The organism is Streptomyces sp. NPDC090499, from assembly GCF_044769305.1.
Lineage (GTDB): Bacteria > Actinomycetota > Actinomycetes > Streptomycetales > Streptomycetaceae > Streptomyces.
The window spans coordinates 150,894-174,335 of sequence record NZ_JBIVXP010000013.1; the positions used below are offsets into that span (position 1 = coordinate 150,894).

The 23,442-nt window shown below is 72.5% G+C and carries 22 protein-coding genes and 1 pseudogene; 12 read left to right on the plus strand and 11 right to left on the minus strand.

Annotation, left to right across the window (positions count from 1 at the left end; all coding sequences use genetic code 11):
- The first annotated feature begins 209 nt into the window (after positions 1–209).
- From ACIQVL_RS36650 to ACIQVL_RS36665, 4 genes are all read left to right on the plus strand, one after another.
- Positions 210–593: a BlaI/MecI/CopY family transcriptional regulator gene (locus tag ACIQVL_RS36650; protein ID WP_403437536.1), complete on the plus strand. Its 384-nt coding sequence runs from the start codon at positions 210–212 to the stop codon at positions 591–593.
- Positions 590–1,513, plus strand: coding sequence for a M48 family metalloprotease (locus tag ACIQVL_RS36655; RefSeq protein ID WP_403437538.1), 924 nt, complete (start codon positions 590–592; stop codon positions 1,511–1,513). Before ACIQVL_RS36650 ends, ACIQVL_RS36655 begins: the two co-directional genes overlap by 4 nt.
- Before the next feature lie 196 nt (positions 1,514–1,709).
- Entirely contained in the window at positions 1,710–2,102 is a 393-nt protein-coding gene (locus tag ACIQVL_RS36660) for a VOC family protein (RefSeq protein ID WP_403477492.1), read from the plus strand.
- Between the two features lie 38 nt (positions 2,103–2,140).
- Positions 2,141–3,211 carry an adenosine deaminase gene (locus ACIQVL_RS36665; RefSeq protein ID WP_403437542.1) on the plus strand — a complete coding sequence of 357 codons (1,071 nt, stop codon included), beginning with the start codon at positions 2,141–2,143 and terminating at the stop codon, positions 3,209–3,211.
- On the opposite strand, the gene ACIQVL_RS36670 is transcribed toward ACIQVL_RS36665, so the two are convergent.
- From ACIQVL_RS36670 to ACIQVL_RS36680, 3 genes are read right to left on the minus strand one after another with little or no spacing between them, the layout of a single operon-like run.
- Positions 3,193–3,708 carry a DinB family protein gene (locus tag ACIQVL_RS36670; RefSeq protein WP_403437543.1) on the minus strand — a complete coding sequence of 172 codons (516 nt, stop codon included), beginning with the start codon at positions 3,706–3,708 and terminating at the stop codon, positions 3,193–3,195. The two genes, ACIQVL_RS36665 and ACIQVL_RS36670, sit on opposite strands and share 19 nt — an antisense overlap.
- 27 nt (positions 3,709–3,735) lie before the next feature.
- A complete protein-coding gene (locus ACIQVL_RS36675) occupies positions 3,736–5,220 on the minus strand; it encodes a carotenoid oxygenase family protein (RefSeq protein WP_403477493.1) in 1,485 nt (494 codons plus the stop codon).
- 60 nt (positions 5,221–5,280) lie between these two features.
- Positions 5,281–6,195 carry a LysR family transcriptional regulator gene (locus ACIQVL_RS36680; protein ID WP_403477494.1) on the minus strand — a complete coding sequence of 305 codons (915 nt, stop codon included), beginning with the start codon at positions 6,193–6,195 and terminating at the stop codon, positions 5,281–5,283.
- 111 nt (positions 6,196–6,306) lie between these two features.
- Here ACIQVL_RS36680 and mgrA point away from each other — a divergent pair, with 111 nt between their 5' ends.
- The gene (mgrA, locus tag ACIQVL_RS36685) at positions 6,307–7,299 is read left to right on the plus strand and encodes an L-glyceraldehyde 3-phosphate reductase (RefSeq protein WP_403437548.1); all 993 of its coding nucleotides are present in this window, start codon (positions 6,307–6,309) and stop codon (positions 7,297–7,299) included.
- Positions 7,300–7,431: 132 nt separating this feature from the next.
- On the opposite strand, the gene ACIQVL_RS36690 is transcribed toward mgrA, so the two are convergent.
- Positions 7,432–7,815: a nuclear transport factor 2 family protein gene (locus ACIQVL_RS36690; protein WP_403477495.1), complete on the minus strand. Its 384-nt coding sequence runs from the start codon at positions 7,813–7,815 to the stop codon at positions 7,432–7,434.
- A 310-nt stretch (positions 7,816–8,125) separates the two neighbouring features.
- On the opposite strand from ACIQVL_RS36690, the gene ACIQVL_RS36695 reads away from it, so the two are divergent.
- The 3 genes from ACIQVL_RS36695 (at position 8,126) to ACIQVL_RS36705 (ending at position 11,500) form a co-directional block, all read left to right on the plus strand.
- Entirely contained in the window at positions 8,126–8,536 is a 411-nt protein-coding gene (locus ACIQVL_RS36695; RefSeq protein WP_403477496.1) for a hypothetical protein, read from the plus strand.
- Positions 8,537–8,604: 68 nt separating this feature from the next.
- Positions 8,605–10,944 carry an FHA domain-containing protein gene (locus tag ACIQVL_RS36700; protein ID WP_403477497.1) on the plus strand — a complete coding sequence of 780 codons (2,340 nt, stop codon included), beginning with the start codon at positions 8,605–8,607 and terminating at the stop codon, positions 10,942–10,944.
- A gap of 7 nt (positions 10,945–10,951) precedes the next feature.
- The gene (locus ACIQVL_RS36705) at positions 10,952–11,500 is read left to right on the plus strand and encodes a hypothetical protein (RefSeq protein WP_403437553.1); all 549 of its coding nucleotides are present in this window, start codon (positions 10,952–10,954) and stop codon (positions 11,498–11,500) included.
- Positions 11,501–11,513: 13 nt separating this feature from the next.
- Here ACIQVL_RS36705 and ACIQVL_RS36710 read toward each other — a convergent pair whose 3' ends face one another.
- The gene (locus ACIQVL_RS36710; RefSeq protein WP_403437645.1) at positions 11,514–12,692 is read right to left on the minus strand and encodes a streptophobe family protein; all 1,179 of its coding nucleotides are present in this window, start codon (positions 12,690–12,692) and stop codon (positions 11,514–11,516) included.
- A 266-nt stretch (positions 12,693–12,958) separates the two neighbouring features.
- Between ACIQVL_RS36710 and ACIQVL_RS36715 the strand changes: the two are divergent.
- Both ACIQVL_RS36715 and ACIQVL_RS36720 read left to right on the plus strand, forming a co-directional pair.
- Positions 12,959–14,212: pseudogene (locus tag ACIQVL_RS36715) on the plus strand (DUF6777 domain-containing protein); the annotation flags it as partial.
- Positions 14,213–14,553: 341 nt separating this feature from the next.
- Positions 14,554–15,006, plus strand: coding sequence for an ATP-binding protein (locus ACIQVL_RS36720; protein WP_403437554.1), 453 nt, complete (start codon positions 14,554–14,556; stop codon positions 15,004–15,006).
- A gap of 114 nt (positions 15,007–15,120) precedes the next feature.
- Here ACIQVL_RS36720 and ACIQVL_RS36725 read toward each other — a convergent pair whose 3' ends face one another.
- Together ACIQVL_RS36725 and ACIQVL_RS36730 are read right to left on the minus strand one after the other, a co-directional pair.
- Positions 15,121–16,008 carry an RNA polymerase sigma factor SigF gene (locus tag ACIQVL_RS36725; RefSeq protein ID WP_403437555.1) on the minus strand — a complete coding sequence of 296 codons (888 nt, stop codon included), beginning with the start codon at positions 16,006–16,008 and terminating at the stop codon, positions 15,121–15,123.
- A gap of 207 nt (positions 16,009–16,215) precedes the next feature.
- A complete protein-coding gene (locus ACIQVL_RS36730; protein WP_403437646.1) occupies positions 16,216–17,037 on the minus strand; it encodes a methyltransferase domain-containing protein in 822 nt (273 codons plus the stop codon).
- A gap of 194 nt (positions 17,038–17,231) precedes the next feature.
- Here ACIQVL_RS36730 and ACIQVL_RS36735 point away from each other — a divergent pair, with 194 nt between their 5' ends.
- On the plus strand, positions 17,232–17,714 hold the full coding sequence (locus ACIQVL_RS36735; RefSeq protein ID WP_403477498.1) for a VOC family protein: 483 nt from the start codon (positions 17,232–17,234) through the stop codon (positions 17,712–17,714).
- A 60-nt stretch (positions 17,715–17,774) separates the two neighbouring features.
- Here the strand turns inward: ACIQVL_RS36735 and ACIQVL_RS36740 are convergent, their stop codons facing one another.
- The 4 genes from ACIQVL_RS36740 to ACIQVL_RS36755 all read right to left on the minus strand — a co-directional run bounded on the left by ACIQVL_RS36740 (position 17,775) and on the right by ACIQVL_RS36755 (position 22,457).
- Positions 17,775–18,659 (minus strand): geranyl diphosphate 2-C-methyltransferase, encoded by an 885-nt coding sequence (locus tag ACIQVL_RS36740; protein ID WP_403437557.1) that lies wholly within the window; start codon positions 18,657–18,659, stop codon positions 17,775–17,777.
- Positions 18,660–18,708: 49 nt separating this feature from the next.
- A complete protein-coding gene (locus tag ACIQVL_RS36745) occupies positions 18,709–19,761 on the minus strand; it encodes a family 2 encapsulin nanocompartment cargo protein terpene cyclase (RefSeq protein WP_403437558.1) in 1,053 nt (350 codons plus the stop codon).
- Positions 19,762–19,778: 17 nt separating this feature from the next.
- Positions 19,779–21,221 carry a family 2B encapsulin nanocompartment shell protein gene (locus ACIQVL_RS36750; RefSeq protein ID WP_403477499.1) on the minus strand — a complete coding sequence of 481 codons (1,443 nt, stop codon included), beginning with the start codon at positions 21,219–21,221 and terminating at the stop codon, positions 19,779–19,781.
- 228 nt (positions 21,222–21,449) lie between these two features.
- A complete protein-coding gene (locus tag ACIQVL_RS36755; RefSeq protein ID WP_403437647.1) occupies positions 21,450–22,457 on the minus strand; it encodes a zinc-binding alcohol dehydrogenase family protein in 1,008 nt (335 codons plus the stop codon).
- 148 nt (positions 22,458–22,605) lie between these two features.
- Here ACIQVL_RS36755 and ACIQVL_RS36760 point away from each other — a divergent pair, with 148 nt between their 5' ends.
- Positions 22,606–23,400: a VOC family protein gene (locus ACIQVL_RS36760; RefSeq protein ID WP_403437560.1), complete on the plus strand. Its 795-nt coding sequence runs from the start codon at positions 22,606–22,608 to the stop codon at positions 23,398–23,400.
- Positions 23,401–23,442: the final 42 nt, after the last annotated feature.

The window sequence follows — 23,442 nt, forward strand, 5'->3', positions numbered from 1 at the left end:
GAGCGCCCGCACCCCGTCCCGCACCGGCTGCCGCCGCGCAGCTCGTGCTCCCCGTGCCCGGCCTGCTCCGCGATCACCCGGCCGGTGACGGAACCTCTCCCGCGAGGGGCTTCGCATAATGGGTTCACGGGTACCGGCCGCCGCCGGGCTGACTACACTGCCGTAGACGGTCTGCTGGCCGAGGACGAGTGAGGGGTGAGGGACCTTCCATGGCCGACGGGAAGGACGAACGCCGGCCCGCCGGCGAACTGGAGGCGAGTGTCATGGCGGCTCTGTGGGCCGCGGGGGCGCCCCAGACCCCCGGACAGGTGCAGCGGAGCCTCGCCACCGACCTGGCCCGCACGACGGTGACCACGATCCTGACCCGGCTGCACGACAAGGGCGTGGTCGAACGGCACCGCCAGGGGCGCGGCTACGCCTACGTCCCCGTCCAGGACGCGCAGGGCCTCACCGCGAAGCGGATGCACACCGAACTCGACCGGGACAGCGACCGGGAGACCGTGCTCGCCCGGTTCGTCGCCCAGCTGAGCCCCGACGACGAGCGCGTGCTGCGGACCCTGCTCGAATCCGGCGAACAAGCCGCTCCGTCATGACCGCGCTGCTGCTCCTGCCCCTGCTGGTGCCGTTCGCGCTGCCGGCCCTGTCGCGGCGGGCCCTGGACCGGCTGGCGCCCGGCACCGCGCTGTGGGTGATCACCGCCTCGGCCGTGGCCCTCGCGGCCTGCTGCCTGGCCGCCCTCGGCGCGTTCTTCCTCGCCGGACTCCTCAGGCTGCCGTTCTTCGCCGCGCTCGGTGAGCTGGTCCGGCCCCTGCACACCGCCTCCGACCGGTTCGTGCTGCCGCTCGCGGCCCTCTCGGCCGGCGGCCTCGCCGGGTGTGCCTGGACCCTCGCGCGGTCGGCGCTCCGGCAGGCGCGCGCCTTCCGCGCGGCCCGCACGGAGGCGGGGCGCCTGCCTGCCGCGGGCGACCTGTGCGTGGTCGACTCGCCGTGCCCGGACGCGTACGCGCTGCCCGGACGTCCGCACCGGATCGTCGTCACCACCGGAATGCTGCGCAGCCTCGACGGAGCCGAGCGGGAGGCACTGTTCGCCCACGAACGGGCGCACAACACCGGCGGCCACCACTTCTTCCTCGCCGCGGCGGAGCTCGCCGCGCACTGCCACCCGGCGCTGCGGCGGGTCCGGTCCGTCGTCCGGCTGGCCGTGGAGCGGGCCGCCGACGAGGCCGCGGCGGGCGCGGTCGGGGACCGCCGGCTGACCGCCCGCGCGATCGCCCGCGCCGCGCTGGCGGGGCAGGGCGCCGTCGTCGAGCGGCCGGCGTTCGTGTCGGGCGCCGCGTCCGGGCCGGTGCCGCAGCGGGTCGAGGCGCTGCTGGCGCCGCGGGGGCGGCGGCGGGCCGGCGGATGGGTCGCGGTGCTGCTGGTGGCCTGCGCCGGGTTGTCGTGCGTCGCCTCGGCGACCGGAGTGGTCGATTTCCATCATCGGGTGGAGGTCGCGCAGGGAGAGGCGGAGTAGGGGGCGGCCGGTCCTGGCCTGCGGGTCGGTTGCCGCTGGTCGCGCAGTTCCTCTCCCCGGCCGAGGGCCGGGGGTACCCCCGGCGCCCCGAAAGGAGCGCTTCGGTCCCCCCTCGGTCACCCTCGGAAAAGGTGACTGGCATCCCGCGAGTTTTACGTATAACCTCTCCCGCTAAACGCTCCACCGAAAGGCCCCCATGCGACGCGTCGCCCTGGTCACCCTTGTCGTCGGCGACTACGACGAGGCCATCCGCTTCTACACCGAGGCCCTCGGCTTCCGGCTCGTCGAGGACACGCCCCGGCCGGACGGCTCCCGCTGGGTCGTCGTGGCGCCCGGCGCGGCGGGGGACGGCACCGGGCTGCTGCTCGCCCGCGCCAAGGACGAGGACCAGCGCGCCCGCGTCGGCGACCAGACGGGCGGCCGGGTCGGCTTCTTCCTGCACACCGACGACTTCGCCCGCGACCACGCCCGGATGACCGCCGCCGGCGTGACCTTCCTGGAGGAGCCGCGGCACGAGCCGTACGGCAGCGTCGCCGTCTTCGAGGACCTCTACGGAAACCGCTGGGACCTGCTCCAGCCCGCCGCCTGACCGACCACTCCGAACCACCTGCCGAGGACAGCTCCACCATGACTGCTACGCGCGTAGACACAGATGTGATCCGTCGCCTCCCCAAGGCCGTCCTGCACGACCACCTCGACGGCGGCCTGCGCCCCGCCACCCTCGTCGAGCTCGCGGCCGAGGTCGGTCACACCCTGCCCGCCACCGACCCCGACGAGCTGGCCGCCTGGTACTTCGAGGCCGCCAACTCCGGCGACCTGGTCCGCTACATAGCCACCTTCGAGCACACCCTCGCCGTCCTGCAGACCAAGGAGGGGCTGCGCCGGGTCGCCGAGGAGTACGTCCTGGACCTGGCCGCCGACGGTGTCGTCTACGGCGAGGTGCGCTACGCGCCGGAGCTGAACGTCACGGGCGGGCTCACGCTGAACGAGGTGGTCGAGAGCGTGCAGGAGGGGCTCGCCGCCGGTATGGCCAAGGCCGCCGCAGCCGGTGCGCCCGTCCGCGTCGGCACCCTGCTCTGCGGGATGCGGATGTTCGACCGGGTCCGCGAGGCCGCCGAAGCGGCCGTCGCCTACCGGGACGCCGGTGTCGTCGGCTTCGACATCGCCGGTGCCGAGGCCGGCTTCCCGGCCGCCGACCACCTGGACGCCTTCCGGTACCTGCGCGACGAGAGCGTGCCCTTCACCATCCACGCCGGTGAGGCCTTCGGTCTGCCCAGCATCCACCAGGCGGTCCAGGCGTGCGGTGCCCAGCGCATCGGGCACGGCGTGCGCATCACCGAGGACATCGTGGACGGCAAGCTCGGCCGCCTCGCCGGCTGGGTGCGCGACCGCCGGATCGCCCTGGAGATGTGCCCCACCTCCAACCTCCAGACCGGCTGCGCCACCTCCATCGCCGAGCACCCGATCACCGTGCTGAAGGAGCTGGGCTTCCGGGTCACCCTCAACACCGACAACCGGCTGGTCTCGGGGACGACGATGACCCGGGAGATGTCGCTGCTGGTCGAGGAGGCGGGCTGGACCGTCGAGGACCTGCGCACGGTCACGGTGAACGCCCTCAAGAGCGCGTTCATCCCGTTCGACGAGCGCAGGGCCCTCATCGAGGACGTCGTCCTGCCGGGTTACGCCTCCGTGCTCTGAAGCAGCCCCCGCAGATAGGCGGCCTGTCCGACGTGCTGAAGGTCGTCGGACAGGACGCTCACCAGCCGCACGCCCAGCGTGACCGGCGGATCGAAGCGGGTGTCCACGATCCGTTCCAGGTCCTTGGCCGGGAGCTCGCGCAGCACCCCCAGGGTCTGCTCGTGCACCGCGTCGTAGTAGCCGGTCAGCAGGTCGGCGGAGTCCACCGTGACCTTCGCGACGTCGGCGGGCGTATGGCCGTACCCGTGGTCACCGGGCGGCAGGCCGAGGCCGAAACGCTTCTCCCAGCCCTGGGCCGGCCACACCTGGTCGAGGTCGAAGGCGCCGGCGATGTGGTCGTCCTGGATCCGGGTGAGGTGCCAGACCAGCCAGGTGATGGAGTTGGCGTCGGGTGCGGGGAGCCTGTTGAGCAGGTCGGGGTCGGCGCCGTCGAGGGCGGCATGGACTTCTTCCTGGATGCGGCCGAAGCCGTCGATGAGGATGTCCCTTGCATGCATGCGACCACGATCGCGCATCGCCGGTCGTCATGCGTCCGGAATCCAGCTTCCGTGAAAGCCCAGCGGTACCCGGCCCGGCAGGTGCACCCGGGCCAGCGGCTCGCCGGTGAAGTCCTGCGCGGCGAGGATCAGCAGGTCGGCGGCGCCCCGGTCCGGATTGTGGACGTAGGCGATCGCGTACCCGTCGTCCTCCCGCCGTCCGTGTCCGCCCGGCACGAACACCGCCTCGCCCGCCGCCGCGCCCCTCGGCAGCCGGTGCACCTCGGCCGTGCCGCGCGCGAGGTCGTGCTTGAAGAGGGCGTCGGAGAAGGCACGGTCCGGTGGGTTGCCGTCGCCGGCCAGATAGGCGACGGACATCTCGGCGGCCGCCGCCGAGTAGCCGTAGCGGTGCCTGCGGGACACCAGCTCCTCGTTGACGCGCGGGAATTCCTGCGGCCGGTCGTCGAGCGTGCGCCTGCGGACCTGTCCGCGGTGCAGGTCGACGGTCCAGCGCTCCAGCCTGGCGGTGCCCACCGCGTGCGGTCCGTCGGTGGTGCGGCCCGCGACGTCGAACGGTGCCGGATAGGTCGTCAGGTCGATCACCACGGACCCGCCCTCGTCGTACGCGTTGAGGGTGTGCGAGTAGAAGACCGGGTCCACGCCGAACCACCGGACGGCGCCCCCGGACCGGGGCAGCACGCCAACCCGCGCCGGGTGCTCACGGTTCCAGACGTACGGCACCGGCGCGCCCGCCCCGGCGGCCGCCGCGTCGAAGGTGACCGGGACGTCGAAGACGACCACGTGCTTCTCGGTGAGCGCGAAGTCGTGCATCATCGGCGCGTCCTCGACCGGGATCCGGGTGGTGCGGGCGAGCCGGCCGGCCGGGCCCACGACCAGGTGCCGGACGTGGTCCCAGGTCGGGTAGTAGGCGATCGCGTGCAACTCGTCCGCGTGCGCGTCGTACTTGGTGTGCGCGGTGAACGCGCCCTCCAGGGAGCCCCGGAAGTCGTAGGCGCCCACGGTGTTGAGTTCGCCGTCGAGTTCGTACGGCAGCGGGCCGCTCTCCTGGAGCGCGAGGATCCGCCCCCGGTAGGGGATGACGTGGGTGTTGCAGGCGAAGTCGTCCGGCGGGACCGGCCCCGGGTACGTCTCGCCGAGCTCCGCCGTCACCTGTGCGGACCGCACCCAGCGGTTGCGGTACCACTCGGCGCGGCCGTCGCGCAGCCGTACCCCGTGCACCATGCCCGCGCCCAGCATCCAGTGGTGGGCGCGCGGATCCTCCAGACCGAGCACGTTGGGGCCGTTGCGCAGGTAACGGCCGTTCAGGTCGTCCGGGACACGGCCGGTGACCGGCAGGTCGAAGGCCGTCAGTTCCTCGGTGACCGGGGCGAACGCGCCCTCCAGGAAGGGATACCGGCGATCCGCCGGATCCGGTGCTGCCGCCGCCGGACGGCTCCCCGCTCCCGTCAGCGCGCCCGCCACCGCGATGCCCGCCGCCCCGCGCAGCACCGTACGCCGTGTGTGTTCCGCCATCTCCGCACTCCCCGTCGTCGTCGTGGACGTTCACGAGTCTGCGGCGGCGGGCAGCCGGGGTCAGGAGGGGCAGGGCCCGTCCGGGGGTGTTGCCAGGCCCCCTGTTTCGAGGAGGGTGATCAGCGCCCTGGCCGCCGGACTGGTGGCCGTCTCGGGCGGCAGCAGGGCGACCGTCTCGTACGCGGTCTCGTCCGTGTCCTTGAGCGCGAGCGCGGTCAGCGTGGGGCGCTTGTGGCGGAAGTGGCGGGGTACGACGGCGATGCCGAGGTTCTCGTCGACGAGGTCGAGGAGGCTGTGCACGTCGTTGACCTCAAGGGCGACCGTGCGCCGCACGCCCGCCCCGGCGAAGGCCGCGTCGGTCGAGCGGCGCGGCCCCCAGTCCGGGTGGAAGTCGACGAACACCTCCCCGCCGAGGTCCTCCGGGGTCACGGCCGGGCCGGCCGTCGCCAGCCGGTGACTGGGGTGGCACAGCACGGTCATCGGCTCGGCGGTCAGGGACACCGAGCGCAGCTGGTCGGTGTCGTCCTGGGTGCGGTAGGCGAAGGCCAGGTCGAGCCGGCCCGCCGCCACCTCCTCGGCGAGCGCGCCCGAGCCGGCCTGCCGCAGCCGGATCTCCACGTCCGGGTGGCGGCGCCGGAACGCGGCGAGCAGCCCCGCCACGTGCACCCCGGCGATGCACTGCTCGGTGCCCAGCGCCAGCGTCCCCCGGAGCACGCCCTGCACCGCGGCCACCGCCTCGTGCGCGGAGCGCACCTGGGCGAGGATCCGCTCCGCCTCGCCGAGCAGCGCCCGGCCCGCCTCGGTCAGCGTCACCCGGCGGGTCGTGCGCACGAACAGCGGCGCCCGCAGCTCCCGCTCCAGGGCCCGGATGGAGGCCGACAGACCGGACTGGGACACCATCAGCCGTTCGGCGGCCCGGGTGAAGTGCTGGTCCTCGGCGACGGCGACGAAGTGCTGGAGGTGGCGCAGTTCCATGATTGAGCAGCTTAGTCGCACAATTCCATCGGATTCTCCTGTTGGACCACTGCCCGCGGCGCGGGAAAGAGTGGCATCGGTAGATCCTGTGCCCACCCCTCTGGAGTCGCGTTGTACACCGCACACCCCGACCGCTACGCCGACATGCCGTACCGCCGCAGCGGCCGCAGCGGCCTGAAGCTTCCCGCGCTGTCGCTCGGCCTGTGGCACAACTTCGGGCCCGACCGGCCCGTGACGACCCAGCGCGCCATCCTGCGCCGCGCCTTCGACCTCGGCGTCACCCACTTCGACCTCGCCAACAACTACGGCCCGCCGCCCGGCGCCGCCGAGTCCGCGTTCGGCGAGGCGCTCCGGGCGGACTTCGCGAGCTACCGGGACGAGCTGGTCGTCTCCACCAAGGCGGGCTACCTGATGTGGCCCGGCCCGTACGGCGAGTGGGGTTCGCGCAAGTACCTGCTGTCCTCGCTGGACCAGTCCCTGACCCGGATGGGCCTGGACTACGTCGACATCTTCTACTCGCACCGCCCGGACCCGGAGACTCCCCTGGAGGAGACGATGGGCGCCCTGCACTCCGCGGTCCAGCAGGGCAAGGCGCTCTACGTCGGCATCTCCAACTACTCGGCGGAGCAGACCCGCGAGGCCGCCCGGATCCTCGGCGAGCTCGGCACCCCGCTCCTCATCCACCAGCCGCGCTACTCGATGCTCGACCGGCGCCCGGAGACCGGGGGCCTGCTGGACGCCCTCGACGAGCTCCAGGTCGGCTCCATCGTCTTCTCCCCGCTGGAGCAGGGCCTGCTCACCGGCCGCTACCTCGACGGCATCCCGGAGGGGTCGCGGGCCGCGAGCGACAGCCCCTTCCTGAACTCGGACGCCGTCACCGCGGACCTGGTCGCCCAGCTGCGCGACCTCGACGACGTGGCCAAGGGCCGCGGCCAGACCCTGGCCCAGCTCGCCCTGTCCTGGGTGCTGCGCGGCGGCCGGGTGACCTCCGCGCTGATCGGCGCGAGCAGCCCGCAGCAGGTCGAGGACTGCGTCGGCGCCATCGGGAACCTCGACTTCGACGCGGAGGAGCTGGTGCGGATCGACGCGATCATCAACCGCTGAGCCGCCCGGTCGTCGCCCGGTGACCGACCCGAATCGGCACCCGGCGACCGAGCCGACCCGTCGCCGGGCGATCGACCCGAATCGTCGCCCGGCGACCTGCACGCCAGTCGGCCGGTCATCGCGGGCGCCGGCTCACGCCCCGGCCGGAACCCGGTCCAGGAAACCCAGTACCCGGAGGATCCGGCCGTCCTCACTGAGCGTGACCACGTCAAAACCGGCCACCGGAGCCGAGCCCTCCGCCTCGTTCACCAGCTCCCAGCCGAAGCGGGCCGTGTCGTGGTGGCCGTCGACGGCCCCGAGCGGACGGAAGACGAAACCGGGGAACTGCTCGTGCGCCGCCGCGATCACGGCCGTGATCTGCGCATGCCCGGAGACATCCGCGAGCGGGTCGGTGTAACTGCCCTCCGGCGCCCAGGCCTCGGCGACGGCCTTGCCCAGCGCCGCCGGCTCGGTGGCGTTCCAGGCCTCGAAGTAGCGGGCGGCGGCGGTCTGGTAACGGTCGGTGTTCACGGACATGGTGAATCAGCCTCCATCGAGGTCGTCACTGCTGGTCAGGGGCTGGATCGCGGTGTGCGGCGATCCGTTGGCACCACCATGCCCCGGTCCGTGCGGCGGGTCGATTACCCCTCGGGTAATGAAGGCCGGCCGGTGCAGCTCGCGCATTTCGGCCAATTCGCAGGGGGAATATGCCAAGAGACTGGCCGGAAAGGTGTGGTGACAGTGTTTCGAAAGTGAACATACTCGAATGTCAGGAGCACTTCACCGCACAGGAGCCGCACGGAAACCCGGCCGCGACGGCACACCGGCGAGCTACGGGGGAGTGATCGTGCACGACGAATTCCTGTGCCATGTCACGGCATACGGCATGTGCGGCGGGCAACGCATCGGCGTTCCGCTCGGCACCTACCGTGCGCCGACCCTGGCACTGGCGCTGTGGTGGTTACGGGACCGGGCCTCCTGGATCGCGGAACGCCTCGACCCCTTACCCGAGAACCCCAGATTCCCGCAGGGGTCGCTGGTCCCGGTCGCCGGGACCGTCTCCGACATACCCGGCCTGCTGCGCGCCTGGTGCGCCGACGCGGCCCGGCAGGAACTGGTCGCCGACGAGCTGGCCGGCGGGCGGCTGGTGCGGATCGCGCTCCAGGACGACACCACGGAGTACGAACTGCTCGCCGAGTCCATCGACGCCCTGCGGATGCAGCGCACCATCCCGGCCCTCGTCGTCCCCGTCGCCTGACCCGTGACGGCCGCCGCCCGGCGGCCCTGACCAGGCACAGAAGTGGGCGGATCGGTAGAATTCTCGCCATGGCGGAGTGGCCGGTCGCCTCGACGGCGCCCGAACTCGTCCTGGAGACGGACACGGGATCCACGGTGATGAGCCCGGGCCGCGACTACCACGTCGGGCGGGACCCGTTGAGCGACATCGTCATCGACGATGCCCGGGTCTCGTGGCACCACGCGGTGCTGCGGCCCGACGACGGCCACTGGACGCTGGAGGACGAGCAGAGCACCAACGGCACCTACGCCGACGGCCGCCGCATCCGGGAGTGGGAGGTCGGACCGGGCACGGTGATCCGCTTCGGCAGCCCCGCCGACGGGCCGTCCGCCGTCCTGAGCGGTCGCCCGGCACCCGCCGCGGACCGCCCCTCGGCCGTCTCCATGCCCGCCAGGACCGGCACCTTCCGGCAGCCCTCCTCGGTACGGCGGCTCCCGGCCCGCACGGTCCGCATCGGCCGTGCCACCGACAACGACATCGTCGTCGACGACCTGATCGTCTCCCGCCACCACGCCGAACTGCGCAGCAACCCCGACGGCAGCCACGAGATCGTCGACCTCGACAGCCACAACGGCACCTACCTCAACGGCAGCGCCGTCACCCGCGCTCCACTCGGCCCCCGGGACGTCGTCGGCATCGGCCACTCCGCCTTCTGCCTGGTCGACGGCGAGCTGCAGGAGTACGTCGACACCGGCGAGGTCTCCCTCGACGTCCAGGAACTGACCGTCGCCGTCGACCACGGCCGCAAGATCCTCCTCGACCACGTCTCCTTCCCGGTCGGCGAGAAGTGCCTGCTGGCGGTGGTCGGACCGAGCGGCGCCGGCAAGTCCACCCTGCTCGGCGCGCTCACCGGCCAGCGCCCCGCCGAGCACGGCACCGTCCTCTACGACGGCCGCGACCTCTACCGCGACTACGCCGAGCTGCGCCAGCGCATCGGACTGGTCCCGCAGGACGACATCCTGCACGTCCAGCTGACCGTGCGCAGCGCCCTCACCTACGCCGCCGAGCTGCGCTTCCCCCAGGACACCGCGAAGACCGAGCGCCGGCAGCGGGTGGACGAGGTCATCCGGGAACTGGGCCTTCAACAGCGCGCCGAGCAGCCCGTGCACAGCCTCTCCGGCGGGCAGCGCAAGAGGGTCAGCGTCGCCCTGGAGCTGCTGACGAAACCGTCCCTGCTCTTCCTGGACGAGCCGACCTCCGGACTCGACCCCGGGATGGACCGCTCGGTGATGAACATGCTGCGCGGCCTCGCCGACGACGGCCGCACCGTCATCGTCGTCACCCACAGCGTGCTGAGCCTCGACGTCTGCGACCGCCTGCTCGTCCTGGCACCGGGCGGCCGGACGGCCTACTTCGGGCCGCCCGGCGACGCCCTCGGCTTCTTCGGGTTCGACGAGTGGCCCGAGGCGTTCGAGGCGTTCGAGCGGGACACCGGCCGGGACTGGGCGGGGGAGTACCGCGCCTCGTCGTACCACCGGAAGTACATCGTGAACTCCAGCGCACAGCCGGTGGTGCCGCGCTCCGGGCCGGTGACCGCGGCCCCGCCGCCCAGACCGCGCAGCTGGGGCGCCCAGTTCTCGACGCTGGTGCGCCGCTACACGGCCGCGCTCGCCGCCGACCGGACCTTCCTCGCCATCATGATCGGGCTGCCGTTCGTCATGGGCGCGATGGCCCGCGCCGTGGCCGGCAACAGGCTCACCTTCGACACCGCGACCAACGCCCTGCTCACCCTGTGCGTGGGCGGCGTGCTGACCGGCGCGGCCAACGCCGTGCGCGAACTGGTCAAGGAGCGGGTCATCTACCAGCGCGAGAGAGCCGTGGGCCTGCCCAGATCGGCGTACGTGATGTCGAAGATCGTCGTCCTCGGCGCCATCACCGTGCTCCAGGCGATCGTGCTCACCCAGGTCGGCCTGGCCGGCGTCGCCCTCAACGCGCCCGGCGGCGACGGGGTGCTGATGCCGCCGCTGCTGGAGATCACCGTCGCGGTGGCCGTGCTCTCCTTCACCGCGATGATGCTCGGCCTGCTGATCTCCGCGCTGGTCCGCAAGGAGGAGGTGACGATGCCGCTCCTTGTGCTGCTCACCGTCGTCCAGGTCGTCTTCTGCGGGACCCTGCTGAAGCTGGACGGCGTGCCCGGCCTCGAACAGGTCGCCTGGCTGGTGCCGTCGCGCTGGGCGCTCGGCGCGATGGCCGGCACCGTCGAACTGCACCGGATCGTGCCCGGCACCCTCACCGCCGACCCCTTCTTCCGGCACTCGGCGGGCGTCTGGCTGCGGAACATGGTCATGCTGGTGGTGCTGTCGGTGGTCTTCGGCTGTGTGCTCTCCCGGCTGCTGCGCCGGCACGAACCGGCCGTGATGCGGAAGTAGGCGACCGATGACGACGACGCCAGGATTCCGGCCCACCCATGTCGTCCCCGGCGACGGCATGCCCGCCTGGGAGGCCCCCGACCCGGCCCGGCCCACCGTGCCCCTCGACCCGCTGCTGCCGGTCCAGCTCGTCGAACGGCACGGCGACTGGGCGCACATCGGCTGCGCCAACGGCTGGTCCGCCTGGGTCGACGGCCGCTACCTCGTCGCCGTGCCCCAGGACCCGCCGGTCACCGGCGGCCCGCCCACCGAGGCAACCGACCCGCGCCCCCTCCTGGCCCGCGCCGCCGAGGCGCTCACCGACTACCGGGCCGCGGTCGAGGAACTGGCCGCCGGCGGCCTCGACGGGGAGTCGTTCCGCGGCCGCACGCACGGGCTGCGCATCGGCGTGGTGGTCGACGGGGAGTCGGTGTGGCTGTACGACCCGGCCGGGGGACGCTGGCTGTACGGCGACGGCCGGCGGCTGTCCACGTACGTCACCGACCGCACCGGCCCGGGGCGCGACGGTCCCGGCCGCGAACCGACCCGGGTGGTCGCCCCCGGCGGTGACCTCTGACGGCGGGCTGCGCTCAGGCCGCCACCTCGCCGCGCCGGTGCACCGGACGGGCCAGCAGCGCGCCCAGGAACCCGGCGAGCAGACCCCAGAGCGCGCCCAGGCCCAGCGCCGGCCAGAGCACGGGCTCCAGCAGCAGTTCCCCGGACAGGTTGCCGCCCAGGTCGCCGATGCCGAGCAGGGAGAGGCCGTAGTGGGCGGAGATCCGCCCGGTCAGGCACAGCGTGAGCATGGTCAGCGCGAGGGCGACCGCCAGGTGCAGGGCGTGCTGCCAGGCGCGGATCCGGGCCGGGGAGCGGGCGGCCATCAGGAACGCGGCGGCCAGCAGCAGCACGGCGGCCACCGAGGCCAGCCACCACCAGCGGCCGTCGTGGGCGGTGACCGTGCGCAGGTTCAGCGTCGAGACGTCCGGTGTGCGCAGCACCTCGGCGAGCACCTTCGGCACCGGCAGCCCGAACGGCCCGTCGACCCTGCCCTTCCAGGTGGCGCCCAGGCCGAGCGTGAGGGCCGTCCAGGCCAGGTTGGGCAGCCCGAGCAGGATCACCGCGAGCGTCTCCCTGGCGTGCCCGCGGGTCACCATCGTGGCCAGGGCGATCACCAGGGCCAGCGCGACGTAGGCCAGCAGCAGCACGACCATCGCGTGGGCCGCCGGGCGCACCGAGGCCTGGAAGCGCAGCAGGCGCCCCGGCAGCGGCGCCCCGCGTGAGACCAGCAGCGCCAGCAGCAGGACGCCTGCCAGCCAGAGCAGCCCGAACCCGGCCGTCTGCGGCACATCGCCCGTGAAGCCGGCCTCTGGTGCGGCGCCGAGCGCGCCGGTGATATCGCTGAGGGTGCCGCTGCCCACGTCCACCGCGAAGGTGTGCCGGGCCCCGGCCGCGAGCCCGACCAGCGCGAGCAGCCACAGCACCGCGATCCGCGCCGCCCACCCGGCCAGTTCCGCGGCCCCGGCCACCGCCCGGTGCCGCAGCGGCCGCAGGAAGCCCCCGGCGGCGACCAGCGCCCCGACCAGCGTCACCGACAGCGGAACGACCGTGAGCCCGGCGTTCGTGCGGGCCAGGTCGCTCGCGTTCCCCGACAGCTCGACGGCGCCGCCGACCGCCGTCACCACGGCCGCGAGCACCACCGGCAGGAACGCGCCCCTCGGCAGGTCCGCCGCGCCCGCCGCCCACAGCCCCACCGCGGCCACCACGAGCATCGCGACCGACGCGGCCAGCACCACGGCCAGGGCCGGCACCCAGCCGTGCCGCGGCACGGGCCGGCCGGGCGGCGCGGCCACCGGCCGCTCGGAGACGATGGGGGGACGCACGCTGTCACGCTAGGCAACCCCCGCACCCGCCGCCCGCCGGGTGGTCCGTCCGCGTCGGCTTGCGGGCGGTGCCGCACCGGCGCACATTGGCCTCGATATGCCCCGAATGAGGCATTTTTCGCCCATGCTGTTTACCGCACTGGGGAGATGAGCGCGTGAGTGTCGAACCGCCGTCGTCCGGCCGCCCCACAGGACCCCCCTCCGGCCCCCTGTCCGGGCCCCCGGGGCCACCTCCCGGACCCCCCTCGCAGCCGACCGGCGGCGACGGCCGGGGCGACGAGCCGCACCGGCCGTGGTGGCGGTCGGCACCTCGGGTCGCGACGCTCACCACCGCTGTGCTGGTCGCCGCGGCCCTGGCCGTGGTCCTCACCCGTTCGGGCGACAGCTCCGGCCGGCGCGGCGAGGTCTTCCTGCAGGCCGCCAACAGCTCCGGCCAGGACCCGTTCACCGAGTCGACCGCCGCGAAGAGCTCAGCCGCGCAGGTGTCCGCCGCCCCGGTCGCCTCCGCCGCGTCGGCCAACGAGGTGCGCGGCGTGAGCGGCGGGGCGCCCGGCCTCTACAGCGGCACGAAGAACAGCACCAGCTGCGACGTCGAACAGCAGATCAGGTACTTCCAGGCTGCGCCCTCCCGCAACAGGGCGTTCGCCTCGCAGGTCGGCGTCCGGCCCGCCGCGGTCCCCGCCTACCTGCGCTCCCTCACCCCCGTACAGCTGCGCGCGGACACCCGGGTCACCGCCCACGGCTACCGCGACGGCAGGACGACCACCTACCAGTCCGTCCTCCAGGCGGGCACCGCCGTCCTGGTCGACGGGCACGGCGTGCCCCGGCTGCGGTGCGCCTGCGGCAACCCGCTCGCCCCGCCGGTCGCACAGCCGACCACCCCGAGGACCGTCGGCACCGCCTGGGCCGCCTACCGGCCCGCGAACGTGGTCGTCGTCGCACCCGCCGCGCAGGTCGTCAAGGTGTTCGTCGTCTTCGACCACGAGCACGACGACTGGTTCGGCCGCCACCGCGGCGACCACACCGGCCACGACGACCGCCCGGCCAGGCCCCCGGCCGACCCGGACCCCATGAACCCGCCGCCGCACCACGGCTGCCCGCCCGCGTCCGGCAGACCCGGGTCGGCCGGCACCACCCCGTGCCCGCCGGCCTCGTCCGGCCCGTCGACGCCGGCGAGCCCGGGGAACGGCTCCAGGCCCCCGTCGTCGAAGCCGCCGTCCCCGAACTCCCCGTCGCCGAACTCCCCGTCCGCGCAGTCGCCGGGGTCGAAGCCGCCCTCGTCCGAACCGCCGTCCTCGAAGCCGCCGTCCTCCGAACCGCCCTCCTCGGCGCCTCCGAGGAGCGAGTCACCGAAGACCGAGTCGCCCCGTACGGAGTCCCCGCAGTCCCAGAACCAGTCCCCACGCACGGAGTCCCCGAAGACCGAGTCGCCGGCGTCACAGCCGCCGAAGTCGCAGGGACCGGCCTCCGAGCCGCCGTCCTCCGCGCAGCCGCTCGCCCCGCAGTCCGCGCAGTCCGCGGCGTCGCCGGCGTCGCACGGTCCCGGGGCCGCCGTGTCGTCCGCCGCCCCGGCGTCCTCGGCCCGGCAGGTACCGTCCGGCTCGGCCGGCCCCGGTTCGCCGGGGCTGTGACCAGCGCGACGTGAGATGTGCGCGGTCGGCGAACAGCGCCGGGGACTGTCGGGGCGCACTCGGGGTACGAGCATGGATGCAACAGCGACGGGCCGGGCCGGCCTCCTGGAGAGACACGCATGATCGAAAACCTGGGCGGGGCAGTGATACCCACTGGCTTCGACGTACCCGTGGAGCCGCTGCGACGCGCGGCGCACTACACCGGTGAGCCCGGCTGCATCGCCGAGGCGCGCGACTTCGCGGCCGGCTTCCTGGAGCAGCTCAGGACCGAGTGGTGCGCCGCGATCGATCCCCGGGCCGACGGTGAGCTGCTGCTCGTGGTGAGTGAGCTGGTGACCAACGCGGACCGGCACAGCAACGGCCCGTACATCCTCGAACTGGAGGGCACGGACAGCGCGGTCCTGGTCTCCGTGTACGACAGCAGCGCCGCCCTGCCCCGGCGCTTCCCCAGGGACCCCGAGCGGGTCGGCCGGCACGGGCTGGAGATCGTCCATGCCCTGGCCGCGGAGGTGGTCGCAGAGCGGGTGCCGGTCGGCAAGCGGGTACGCGCGCTGGTGCGCTTCCCCGGGTGAAGCACGTGAACCTCCGGTCACCAGGTGAACCCCCGGTGACCAGGTGAACCCGGTGACCGTCACCACGGGCGCCGCCCCACGCGCCGGTGCGGGGCAGCGCCCGTGGATCTGCCGTCAGGCGCAGCCGAGCTCGCCCAGCATCCCCTGACGCAGCCGGGTGATGATCCGCTTGATCAGGCGGGAGACATGCATCTGGGAGCAGCCGAGCCGTTCACCGATCTCGGCCTGGGTGGCCTCCTCCACGAACCGCAGATGGATGATCTCCCGGTCCCGTTCGCTCAGCTCGGCCATGAGCGGGGCCAGCGACTGGAAGTCCTCCACGAGCCGCAGGCCTTCCTCCTCCACCCCGATGAAGTCGGCCAGTACCGCCTCGCCGTCCTCCGGGCCGTCCCCGGTCAGCGCGGCGTCCAGGGAGGAGGAGTTGTAGCCGTTGGCGGCCAGCTGGCCCTCGACCACCTCGTCCTCGGACAGGTTCATGAGCGTGGCGAGCTCGGCGACCGTCGGTTCCCGGTCCAGGCGGCTGGAGAGCTCCTCGCGCGCCTTGGCCAGCTCCACACGCAGCTCCTGGAGCCGGCGCGGCACGTGAACCGCCCAGGTGGTGTCCCGGAAGAACCGCTTGATCTCGCCCACGATGTACGGCAGCGCGAAGGAGGTGAACTCGACCTCGCGCGACAGCTCGAACCGGTCGATGGCCTTGATCAGGCCGATCATCCCGGTCTGGACGATGTCCTCCATGTCGTCGCCGCGGTTGCGGAACCGCCCGGCCGCGAACCGGACCAGCGACATGTTCATCTCGATGAGCGTGTTGCGGGCGTACTGGTACTCGTGCGTGCCCTCCTCCAGCTCCCCGATCCGGTGGAAGAACTGGCGGGAAAGCTCGCGTGCGTCACGCGGGGCGACGGTCTTCGGGTCCTCGATTCCTGGCAGTGCCCCCTCCGGCGTCCACGCCTCGACGGGGTGAGCGGTGTTCACTGCTTCCGACCGGATCCCGGCGGTGTTCATTGACTCTCCCAGGTCACTCACATTGCGGCGGCTGCCTCTTCGGCCGGGTGTCGTCCCGGCCCTGTCCAGGTGGCTCCCAGCCCCGGGTACCCGGAACCGGACGTCTCATGCGTGCCTCGAAGCTCGGGTACCCGGGGTGACGCGACGCATGCGCCCCGTTTCCCGCCCTGGCGGAAAACCGCCGGTGGCGGGCTGTGGACAAGGCGGCTACGGCCCGCCGCGTACGGCTGTGACCAGCTCGTGCCAGTACCGCTTGGTGACGGCACCGCCGTACCGGGAGTCGATCAGCTCGCGGATGCCCGCGAGCAGCCCGTCCCGGGCGGCCTGCGGGAGTGCGCGGTGGTTGGAGTAGGTGAGCAGCACGTCCAGGTACTGCTCGGTGGTGTACGTGATCTCCTGGGCGTGGCCCTGCACGGCGACGTCGGTGACGTACGGGGACCCGGTGAACTCGGCCGTGTCGGTCGCGAGGTCCGCCTCGCGGGTCTGGCGCAGGCCGGGCGGGGTGGCCGGATCCCATCGCTCGTAGCACTCCTGGACCTCGGCGAAGAAGTCCTCGGTGCCGCCCGCCACGTGGTGGGTGGTGACGATGCCGAGGACGCCGCCAGGGCGCAGTGCCCGGGCCGCCTTCGGCAGCCGCACCGCCGGGTCGAGCCAGTGGAAGGCGGTCGCGCAGACCACCGCGTCGAACGGCTCCGGCGGCAGCTCCCACTGTTCGAAGGCCGACACCACCACGTCCACCCGGGGGAACGGCGCCAGCTGACGGCGGGCCACGGCGGCCATGCTCGGGCCGATCTCCACGGCGGTGATCGAACAGCCGGACCGCGCCACGTCGGCGGTGAGCTTTCCGGTGCCCGCGGCGATCTCCAGCACCCGGACGCCCGGCCCGGCCCCCGTGACCCGGACCAGCTCCTCGACCAGCGTGGCGGGGTAGCGGGGCCGGGCCCGTTCGTACCGTTCGGCGTCCTGGTCGAAGATGTCCCGCAGCCCGGGGTCCTTCACCCTGAATTCCAGTGCGTCCACAGTGGGCAGGATGCCCCTGCCCCTGCCCCGGGGCCAGCGCTTTTCGGCGGCCGCACGCCCCGCCATGCTCCCGCAGCCGCCGGCAGAACGCCCGGACGTCGCCCGCCGGCGGATCCGGCTCCTCCTTCGCCGCTCAGCGATGAGTTTCTCGGCGATCGGGGGTCGGTAGACATGACCGCGTTCGCCGCTCCCAGGAGGTGTTCATGACCACCGACGGATTCACCACGTGTCTCTGGTTCGACGGGCAGGCCGAGGAGGCCGCCCACTACTACGTGTCGATCTTCAAGAACTCCAGCATCGGGAAGGTCGGCCGGTACAACGAGGCCGGGCCGGGGGAGGCGGGGTCGGTGCTCGCCGTCGACTTCACGGCCAACGGGCAGAAGTTCGTCGCCATCAACGGCGGCCCGCAGTTCAGGTTCACCGAGGCGATCTCCTTCCAGATCTACTGCGACGGCCAGGAGGAGGTCGACCACTACTGGGCCAAGCTCACCGAGAACGGCGGAGAGCCCGGTCCCTGCGGCTGGCTCAAGGACAGGTACGGCGTGTCCTGGCAGGTGATCCCGGACGGGCTCATCGAGATGATCGGCGACGCCGACCCGGAGAAGGCGGCGCGCACCACCCGCGCCATGTACGCGATGGGCAAGCTCGACATCGCCGCGCTGCAGAAGGCCTACGCGGGCGAGTGAGCCGGACGGGGAAGGGGGCGGTGCCCGCGGACACCGCCCCCTCGTGGAACCGCCGTCGGGTCAGATCCGGTCGGCCACGATCAGCAGGTACTGGAAGCTGCCGTTCTTGTACGCGGTGAGGAACGCGTCCTCGATCCCCGTCACCAGGTGGTCGGCCTGCTTGCGCAGTTCCCAGTACGGGATCGTCGCCGCGGTGAGGTCCTCCACATGGACCGGCACCAGGCGGTTGGCGGCCATCGCCCGGAAGTACTCCGACCGCGGGTGGATGTCGCAGATGTAGTGCGCGTTGATCAGGGACACCTCGCGGGACGCCTGCCCGTAGGCGTTGTTGTAGCAGCCGGTGATCGTCACGTAGCGGCCGCCGCGGCGCAGCAGCCGGGCGTGCTCGGCGAACAGCAGCTCCAGTTCGACGTACATCGTGGACTCGTTGTTCCACGAGGCCGCGTACGCGCCCGTCTCGAAGCCGGTGTCCAGCATGTTGCGGTGGTGGTAGCGGACCTTGTCGCCGACCTCCCGCTTGCGGGCCATCTCGTTGGCGAAGTCGGCCTGCTTGGCGGAGATGGTCACCCCGTCGGAGTGGCAGCCGTAGCGCAGGTTCGCCACGACGCTGCCGCCGCCGCGGCCGCAGCCCGCGTCGAAGACCCGGTCGGCCGGCGTGAGGGCGCCGAGGTGCGAGGCGAGCAGCTCGGCCTGGGCGTGCTCCAGGCGGTGCAGCTCGGCGGTGACGCGCTCCTTGCGCAGCGCGGGGTCGGTCTCGTCGAGCACCGACCAGTCGGCCTCACCGATGCCGTAGTGATGGTGGTAGAGGTCGTCGATCTTTCCGAGTTCGAGGTTGACCGGGTTCTCCTCGGCGTTCCAGTACTCCGCGACGCTGTTCTGGTACCTGGACTGGGTCGGCACCGGGGCTGACGTGGTGGTCTTCCGAGCGACAGGGGCGGTGGTCAACAGGTTCTCCTCGACGTGTTTCTGACGGTGTTTCGGATGGAGTTCGGGGCTACCAGTAGTCGGGCAGGTGGTAGCGGCTGGAGTTGGTGGCGTGCCACTCGTGGTTGCCGGAGACCCAGGCGGCGAGCCCCTCGGCGTAACGGGCGACCAGCGCAGAAGTGGCGGACACGGCGGCCGACTCCTCCTCGAAGGCGTCCATGACCCGGTTGTGGATGTCGACGGACTTCAGGTACGCGGCCTTCAGCCCGCGCCGGTCGTTCGCGGCCACCACCTGGGGCAGGTTCAGGTGGTCCGGGTCGCTCGCCAGCTCCTTCGTGAAGGAGTACAGATCGTTGACGATGGTGGTGGCGTTGCAGGCCAGGGCCGTGATCCGCTGGATCTCCGGGCGGGCGTAGAGCTGCTCGGGCAGTTCGTATCCGTCCACCGCGTCGACGATCGACAGGCACGGCCGGAAGTTGTTGAACTGCCGCATCACCAGGTACTCCCAGACCCGCGGCACATACCCGGTCTCCATCCACGCGGCCTCGCCGAGGTAGCCGAGGTGCAGCCGGGCGATGTCGTGGACGAACCGGTCGGTCTGGCTGGGCGTGGCGAAGGCCGCGAAGTCCGTGAGGGCGAAGTGGTACGACCGCAGGGGGCCGGTGGCCCGGATGCCCTCGCGCCACTCCTCCTCCAGCTCCGGGATGCCGTGGAAGGGGTCGAGCGCCGACTGGGCGATGATCAGCGGGCCGCCGAGGCCCCGCCGGGAACCGCCCCGCCCCTCGTCCTCCTCGCAGTAGCAGGAGTCCACGATGTTCTCGGCGAGCAGCAGCTTGCCGGCGGCGGTGAGCCGGTCGAGGTCGAGGCCCCCCGGGTGCTGGAGGGCGACGGCCCGGCCGAACTGGAAGTCGGAGAAGTCCCCCTTCCAGGCCGCGGGGAACAGGTCGAGCTCGCGCGCCCAGGCCTCCAGCCTGCGGTCGAGTTCGGCGGCCTTCTCCGGGTCGGCGGGCACGGCCGGCCGGTAGTGCAGTCCGGGGACCGCCCCGGTGCGCCTGGCCGGGCGCAGCCGCTCCGCGATGTTCGGCGGCCCCGGCAGGGCGTAGGAGGTGGTGGATGTGCTCATGGATGTGCTCCAGGCCGTCAGTCGGCGGTGCGGCCGAGCTGGACGTTCTCCAGGATCCCGGCCGCGTCGGGGACCAGGACGGCGAGCGAGTAGTAGGCGGTGACCAGGTAGTTGACGACCGCCTGTTCGTTGACGCCCATGAAGCGGACGTTGAGTCCGGGCTGGAACTCCTCGGGGATACCGGTCTGGTAGAGGCCGATGACCCCCTGGTCGGCCTCGCCGGTGCGGAGCGCGATGATGCTGGTGGTGTGGTCGTCGCCGATCGGGATCTTGCTGCACGGGTAGATCGGGACCCCGCGCCAGGCCGGGATCTCGTGCCCGTCGACGTTCGTGGACGGGGGGACGAGGCCGCGCCGGTTGCACTGCCGGAAGAAGGCCGCGATCGCCTTGGGGTGCGCCAGGATGACCTTGGTCTTGCGGCGCATGGAGATCAGCTCGTCCATGTCGTCCGGGGTCGGCGGCCCCGTGAAGGAGCTGATCCGCTGCCCGTAGTCGATGTTGTGCAGGAGCCCGAACTCCCGGTTGTTGACCAGCTCCCACTCCTGGCGCTCGCGGATCTCCTCGACCGTGAGGCGCAGCTGCTGCTGGGTCTGGTCCATCGGGTGGTTGTAGAGGTCGGCGACCCGCGAGTGCACCCGCAGCACGGTCTGGGTGAGCGACAACTCGTACTCGCGCGGCGCGAGTTCGTAGTCCACGAAGCCGCCCTGCAGGGTCGGCTCGCCGGTGTGGCCGGCCTGCACCGGCACCTCGGCCTCACCCTTGCGGTTCATCGGAAGCCGCTGCCGGTCCACGTAGGCCTGCAGATGGGCGCCGAGCGACGGCACCCGGTCCATGATCTCCTCGGCGACCGCCCAGGGCAGTGCCAGGACCACGCCCGCGGTCTCCGCCCGCACCGAGGTGAGCCAGAGCGGATCGGTCTGGCCGACCGCCTCGTCGCCCATCTGGTCGCCGTCGGTGACGACCCCGACGACCTCCTCCTCGCCGTACTTGCCGGCCGCGTACCGGATGAACCGGCCGTGCACCACCAGGTAGGTCTCGGTGACCGGCTGCCCGGCCTCGAACAGCACCTGCCCGGCGCGCACCTCGCGGGGCTGGAACCGGTCCGCGAGCTGGGTCAGCGCCTCCTGGTCGTCGTAACCGCGCAGGATCGGCAGCTCGGTCAGGGTTCCCGGGATGACCCGGATGTCGTCCCCGCCGTTGTGCTCGAAGCTCACCCGGCCCCGTCCGGTGCGCAGTTGGAGGCGCCGGTTGACCCGGTAGGTGCCGCCCTTGACGTCCACCCACGGCAGTGTCTTCAGCAGCCACCGGGAGGTGATGGCCTGCATCTGCGGTTCGGACTTGGTGGTCGTGGCGAGCTGGCGTGCCGCCCGGGTGCTCAGGCTGGTGAGCTGTCCGTCGGCGGTCGGATCCGGCTCGGGTTCGTCGACGGCGGAGCCGATGACGCTGTCCGGTGTGGACACATTCCCTCCAGCAGAGAGGTGAACAACGGTGACCCGGAGGGTCGGTGGTGTGCGAGGTGGTGGTGCGCACGGACAAGCCAAACAGCCCTGGTGATCTACGGATACGGCGCGAAAGGGGCGGTTGCATGCCTTAGTTGCGCAAACCTGGAGTTCGGGGTGGAAAGGGTTGCGTTTCCCGCTCGTGCGCCGGTGGCCCGCTCTCGTGCCCGGGGCGGCCGGGGGTTGGACTCAGGAAAGGTCGTTGACCAGCACCGCGGCCCCGTCGAAACGCCCGGCCTTCAGGTCCCGCAGGGCCCGCGGGGCCTCCGACAGCGGGTAGGCGTGCGTGGTGGCGTGCACGCCGTGCCGCTCGGCGAGGGCGAGGAACTCCCGCCCGTCGGCACGGGTGTTGGAGGTGACGCTGCGCAGCTCCCGCTCGTAGAACAGCTCCCGCTCGTAGTTCAGCGACGGCACGTCACTGAGGTGGATGCCCGCGACCGCCAGCACCCCGCCGCGGTCCAGGGCACGCAGCACGACCGGTACCAGGTCGCCGACCGGCGCGAACAGGATCGCGCTGTCCAGCGGCTCGGGCGGCGCCTCGTAGGCGTCCCGCGCCGAGGCCGCGCCCAGCTCCACGGCCAGCCGCCGCGCCTCGGCACCCCGGGTGAGCACATGCACCCGCGCGCCCTCGGCGAGCGCCACCTGCGCGCACAGGTGGGCGCTGCCCCCGAAGCCGTACAGGCCGAGCCGGCCGCCCGCCGGGAGCGACGCCCGGCGCAGCGCGCGGTGGCCGATGATCCCGGCGCACAGCAGCGGCGCGAGCGCGACGTCGTCGAGGACGCCGGGCAGCCGGTAGGCGAAAGCGGCAGGCACGGTCGTGTACTCCGCGTAGCCGCCGTCGGCGTCCCAGCCGGTGTACTCCGAGTGCGGGCACAGGTTCTCGGCGCCCCGCAGGCAGTAGGCGCATGTCCCGTCCGTGCGCCGCAGCCAGGCGACCCCGACCCGGTCGCCGGCCGCGAAGTCCGTCACCCCGGCGCCCGTGCCCGCGACCGTGCCGACGACCTCGTGGCCCGGAGTCACCCCGGTCCGGTGCACCGGCAGATCACCCTCGGTGACATGAAGGTCGGTGCGGCACACCCCGCAGGCCCGCACCCGCACCAGCAGCTCGTCCGCCCCCGGCACCGGCACCGGCCGCTCCACCAGCCGCAGCGGATCCGCCTCGACCGGTCCGGGCCGCTCCACCGACCACGCCCGCATCACGTCCGCCATACCGCGCCCCGTCCGCCGAAGGCCGCCGACTCCCTTCCCAGTGTCCGCCGGAGTCCGGCGTTCGGCGCGCGGGCGGTCGGCCCGGTGGCTAGCGTGAGGAACCGGGAGAACCCGCTCGATCGGAAGGGCCGCGGCGATGGCGGTACAACCTGAAGGAACCCCCTGTTGGGCCGACGCGATGTTCGGCGACCTGGAGGGGGCCAAGAGCTTCTACGGCGAGGTGCTCGGCTGGACGTTCGGCGAGTCGTCCTCGGAGTACGGCAACTACACGCAGGCCTACGCGGACGGCAAGGCCGTCGCCGCCGTCGTACCGCCCATGCCCGGTCAGGAGGGGCAGTCGCAGTGGTGCCTTTACTTCGCCTCGCCGGACGCCGCGGCCGCCGCCGGACGGATCCGGGCGAACGGCGGCGAGGTGCTGATGGAGCCCATGCAGGTCGGCGAGTTCGGCACCATGTGCCTGGCCCGTGAGCCCAGCGGCGCGGTGTTCGGGATCTGGCAGGGCGGCGTCCACGAGGGCTTCGAGGCCACGGCCGTGCCCGGCGCCTACTGCTGGGCGGAGGTCTTCACCCGCGAGCCGGAGAAGGCCGACCCCTTCCTCGCGGCCGTGTTCCCGTACACGGTCCGGCAGATCAAGGACGACAACGTCGACTTCCGCACGTTCCACCTCGGCGAGCAGCCCGTCCTCGGCCGGATGCGGATGACCGACGACTTCCCGCCCGAGGTGCCCTCGTACGTGAACGTGTACTTCACCGTCGCCGACTGCGACGAGGCCGTCGCCAAGGCGACCAAGCTGGGCGCTGCCCTCCGGTTCGGGCCGATGACCAGCCCCTTCGGACGCATGGCTGCGCTCACCGACCCGCAGGGCGCGAACTTCTCGGTGATCGACGTCACGACCACCGAAGGCGAGATGCCGTCCGCCGCGGAGGTCTGACCAGGGCGGACATCCCGGGCCACGGCCGGGCGCCGTCCCCGG

Coding starts and splice junctions, on each gene's coding strand:
- ACIQVL_RS36650 (WP_403437536.1), top strand. CDS start 210: ATGGCCGACGGGAAGGACGAACGCCGGCCCGCCGGCGAACTGGAGGCG.
- ACIQVL_RS36655 (WP_403437538.1), top strand. CDS start 590: ATGACCGCGCTGCTGCTCCTGCCCCTGCTGGTGCCGTTCGCGCTGCCG.
- ACIQVL_RS36660 (WP_403477492.1), top strand. CDS start 1,710: ATGCGACGCGTCGCCCTGGTCACCCTTGTCGTCGGCGACTACGACGAG.
- ACIQVL_RS36665 (WP_403437542.1), top strand. CDS start 2,141: ATGACTGCTACGCGCGTAGACACAGATGTGATCCGTCGCCTCCCCAAG.
- ACIQVL_RS36670 (WP_403437543.1), bottom strand. CDS start 3,708: ATGCATGCAAGGGACATCCTCATCGACGGCTTCGGCCGCATCCAGGAA.
- ACIQVL_RS36675 (WP_403477493.1), bottom strand. CDS start 5,220: ATGGCGGAACACACACGGCGTACGGTGCTGCGCGGGGCGGCGGGCATC.
- ACIQVL_RS36680 (WP_403477494.1), bottom strand. CDS start 6,195: ATGGAACTGCGCCACCTCCAGCACTTCGTCGCCGTCGCCGAGGACCAG.
- ACIQVL_RS36690 (WP_403477495.1), bottom strand. CDS start 7,815: ATGTCCGTGAACACCGACCGTTACCAGACCGCCGCCGCCCGCTACTTC.
- ACIQVL_RS36700 (WP_403477497.1), top strand. CDS start 8,605: ATGGCGGAGTGGCCGGTCGCCTCGACGGCGCCCGAACTCGTCCTGGAG.
- ACIQVL_RS36705 (WP_403437553.1), top strand. CDS start 10,952: ATGACGACGACGCCAGGATTCCGGCCCACCCATGTCGTCCCCGGCGAC.
- ACIQVL_RS36710 (WP_403437645.1), bottom strand. CDS start 12,692: ATGCTCGTGGTGGCCGCGGTGGGGCTGTGGGCGGCGGGCGCGGCGGAC.
- ACIQVL_RS36720 (WP_403437554.1), top strand. CDS start 14,554: ATGATCGAAAACCTGGGCGGGGCAGTGATACCCACTGGCTTCGACGTA.
- ACIQVL_RS36725 (WP_403437555.1), bottom strand. CDS start 16,008: ATGAACACCGCCGGGATCCGGTCGGAAGCAGTGAACACCGCTCACCCC.
- ACIQVL_RS36735 (WP_403477498.1), top strand. CDS start 17,232: ATGACCACCGACGGATTCACCACGTGTCTCTGGTTCGACGGGCAGGCC.
- ACIQVL_RS36745 (WP_403437558.1), bottom strand. CDS start 19,761: ATGAGCACATCCACCACCTCCTACGCCCTGCCGGGGCCGCCGAACATC.
- ACIQVL_RS36755 (WP_403437647.1), bottom strand. CDS start 22,457: ATGCGGGCGTGGTCGGTGGAGCGGCCCGGACCGGTCGAGGCGGATCCG.
- ACIQVL_RS36760 (WP_403437560.1), top strand. CDS start 22,606: ATGGCGGTACAACCTGAAGGAACCCCCTGTTGGGCCGACGCGATGTTC.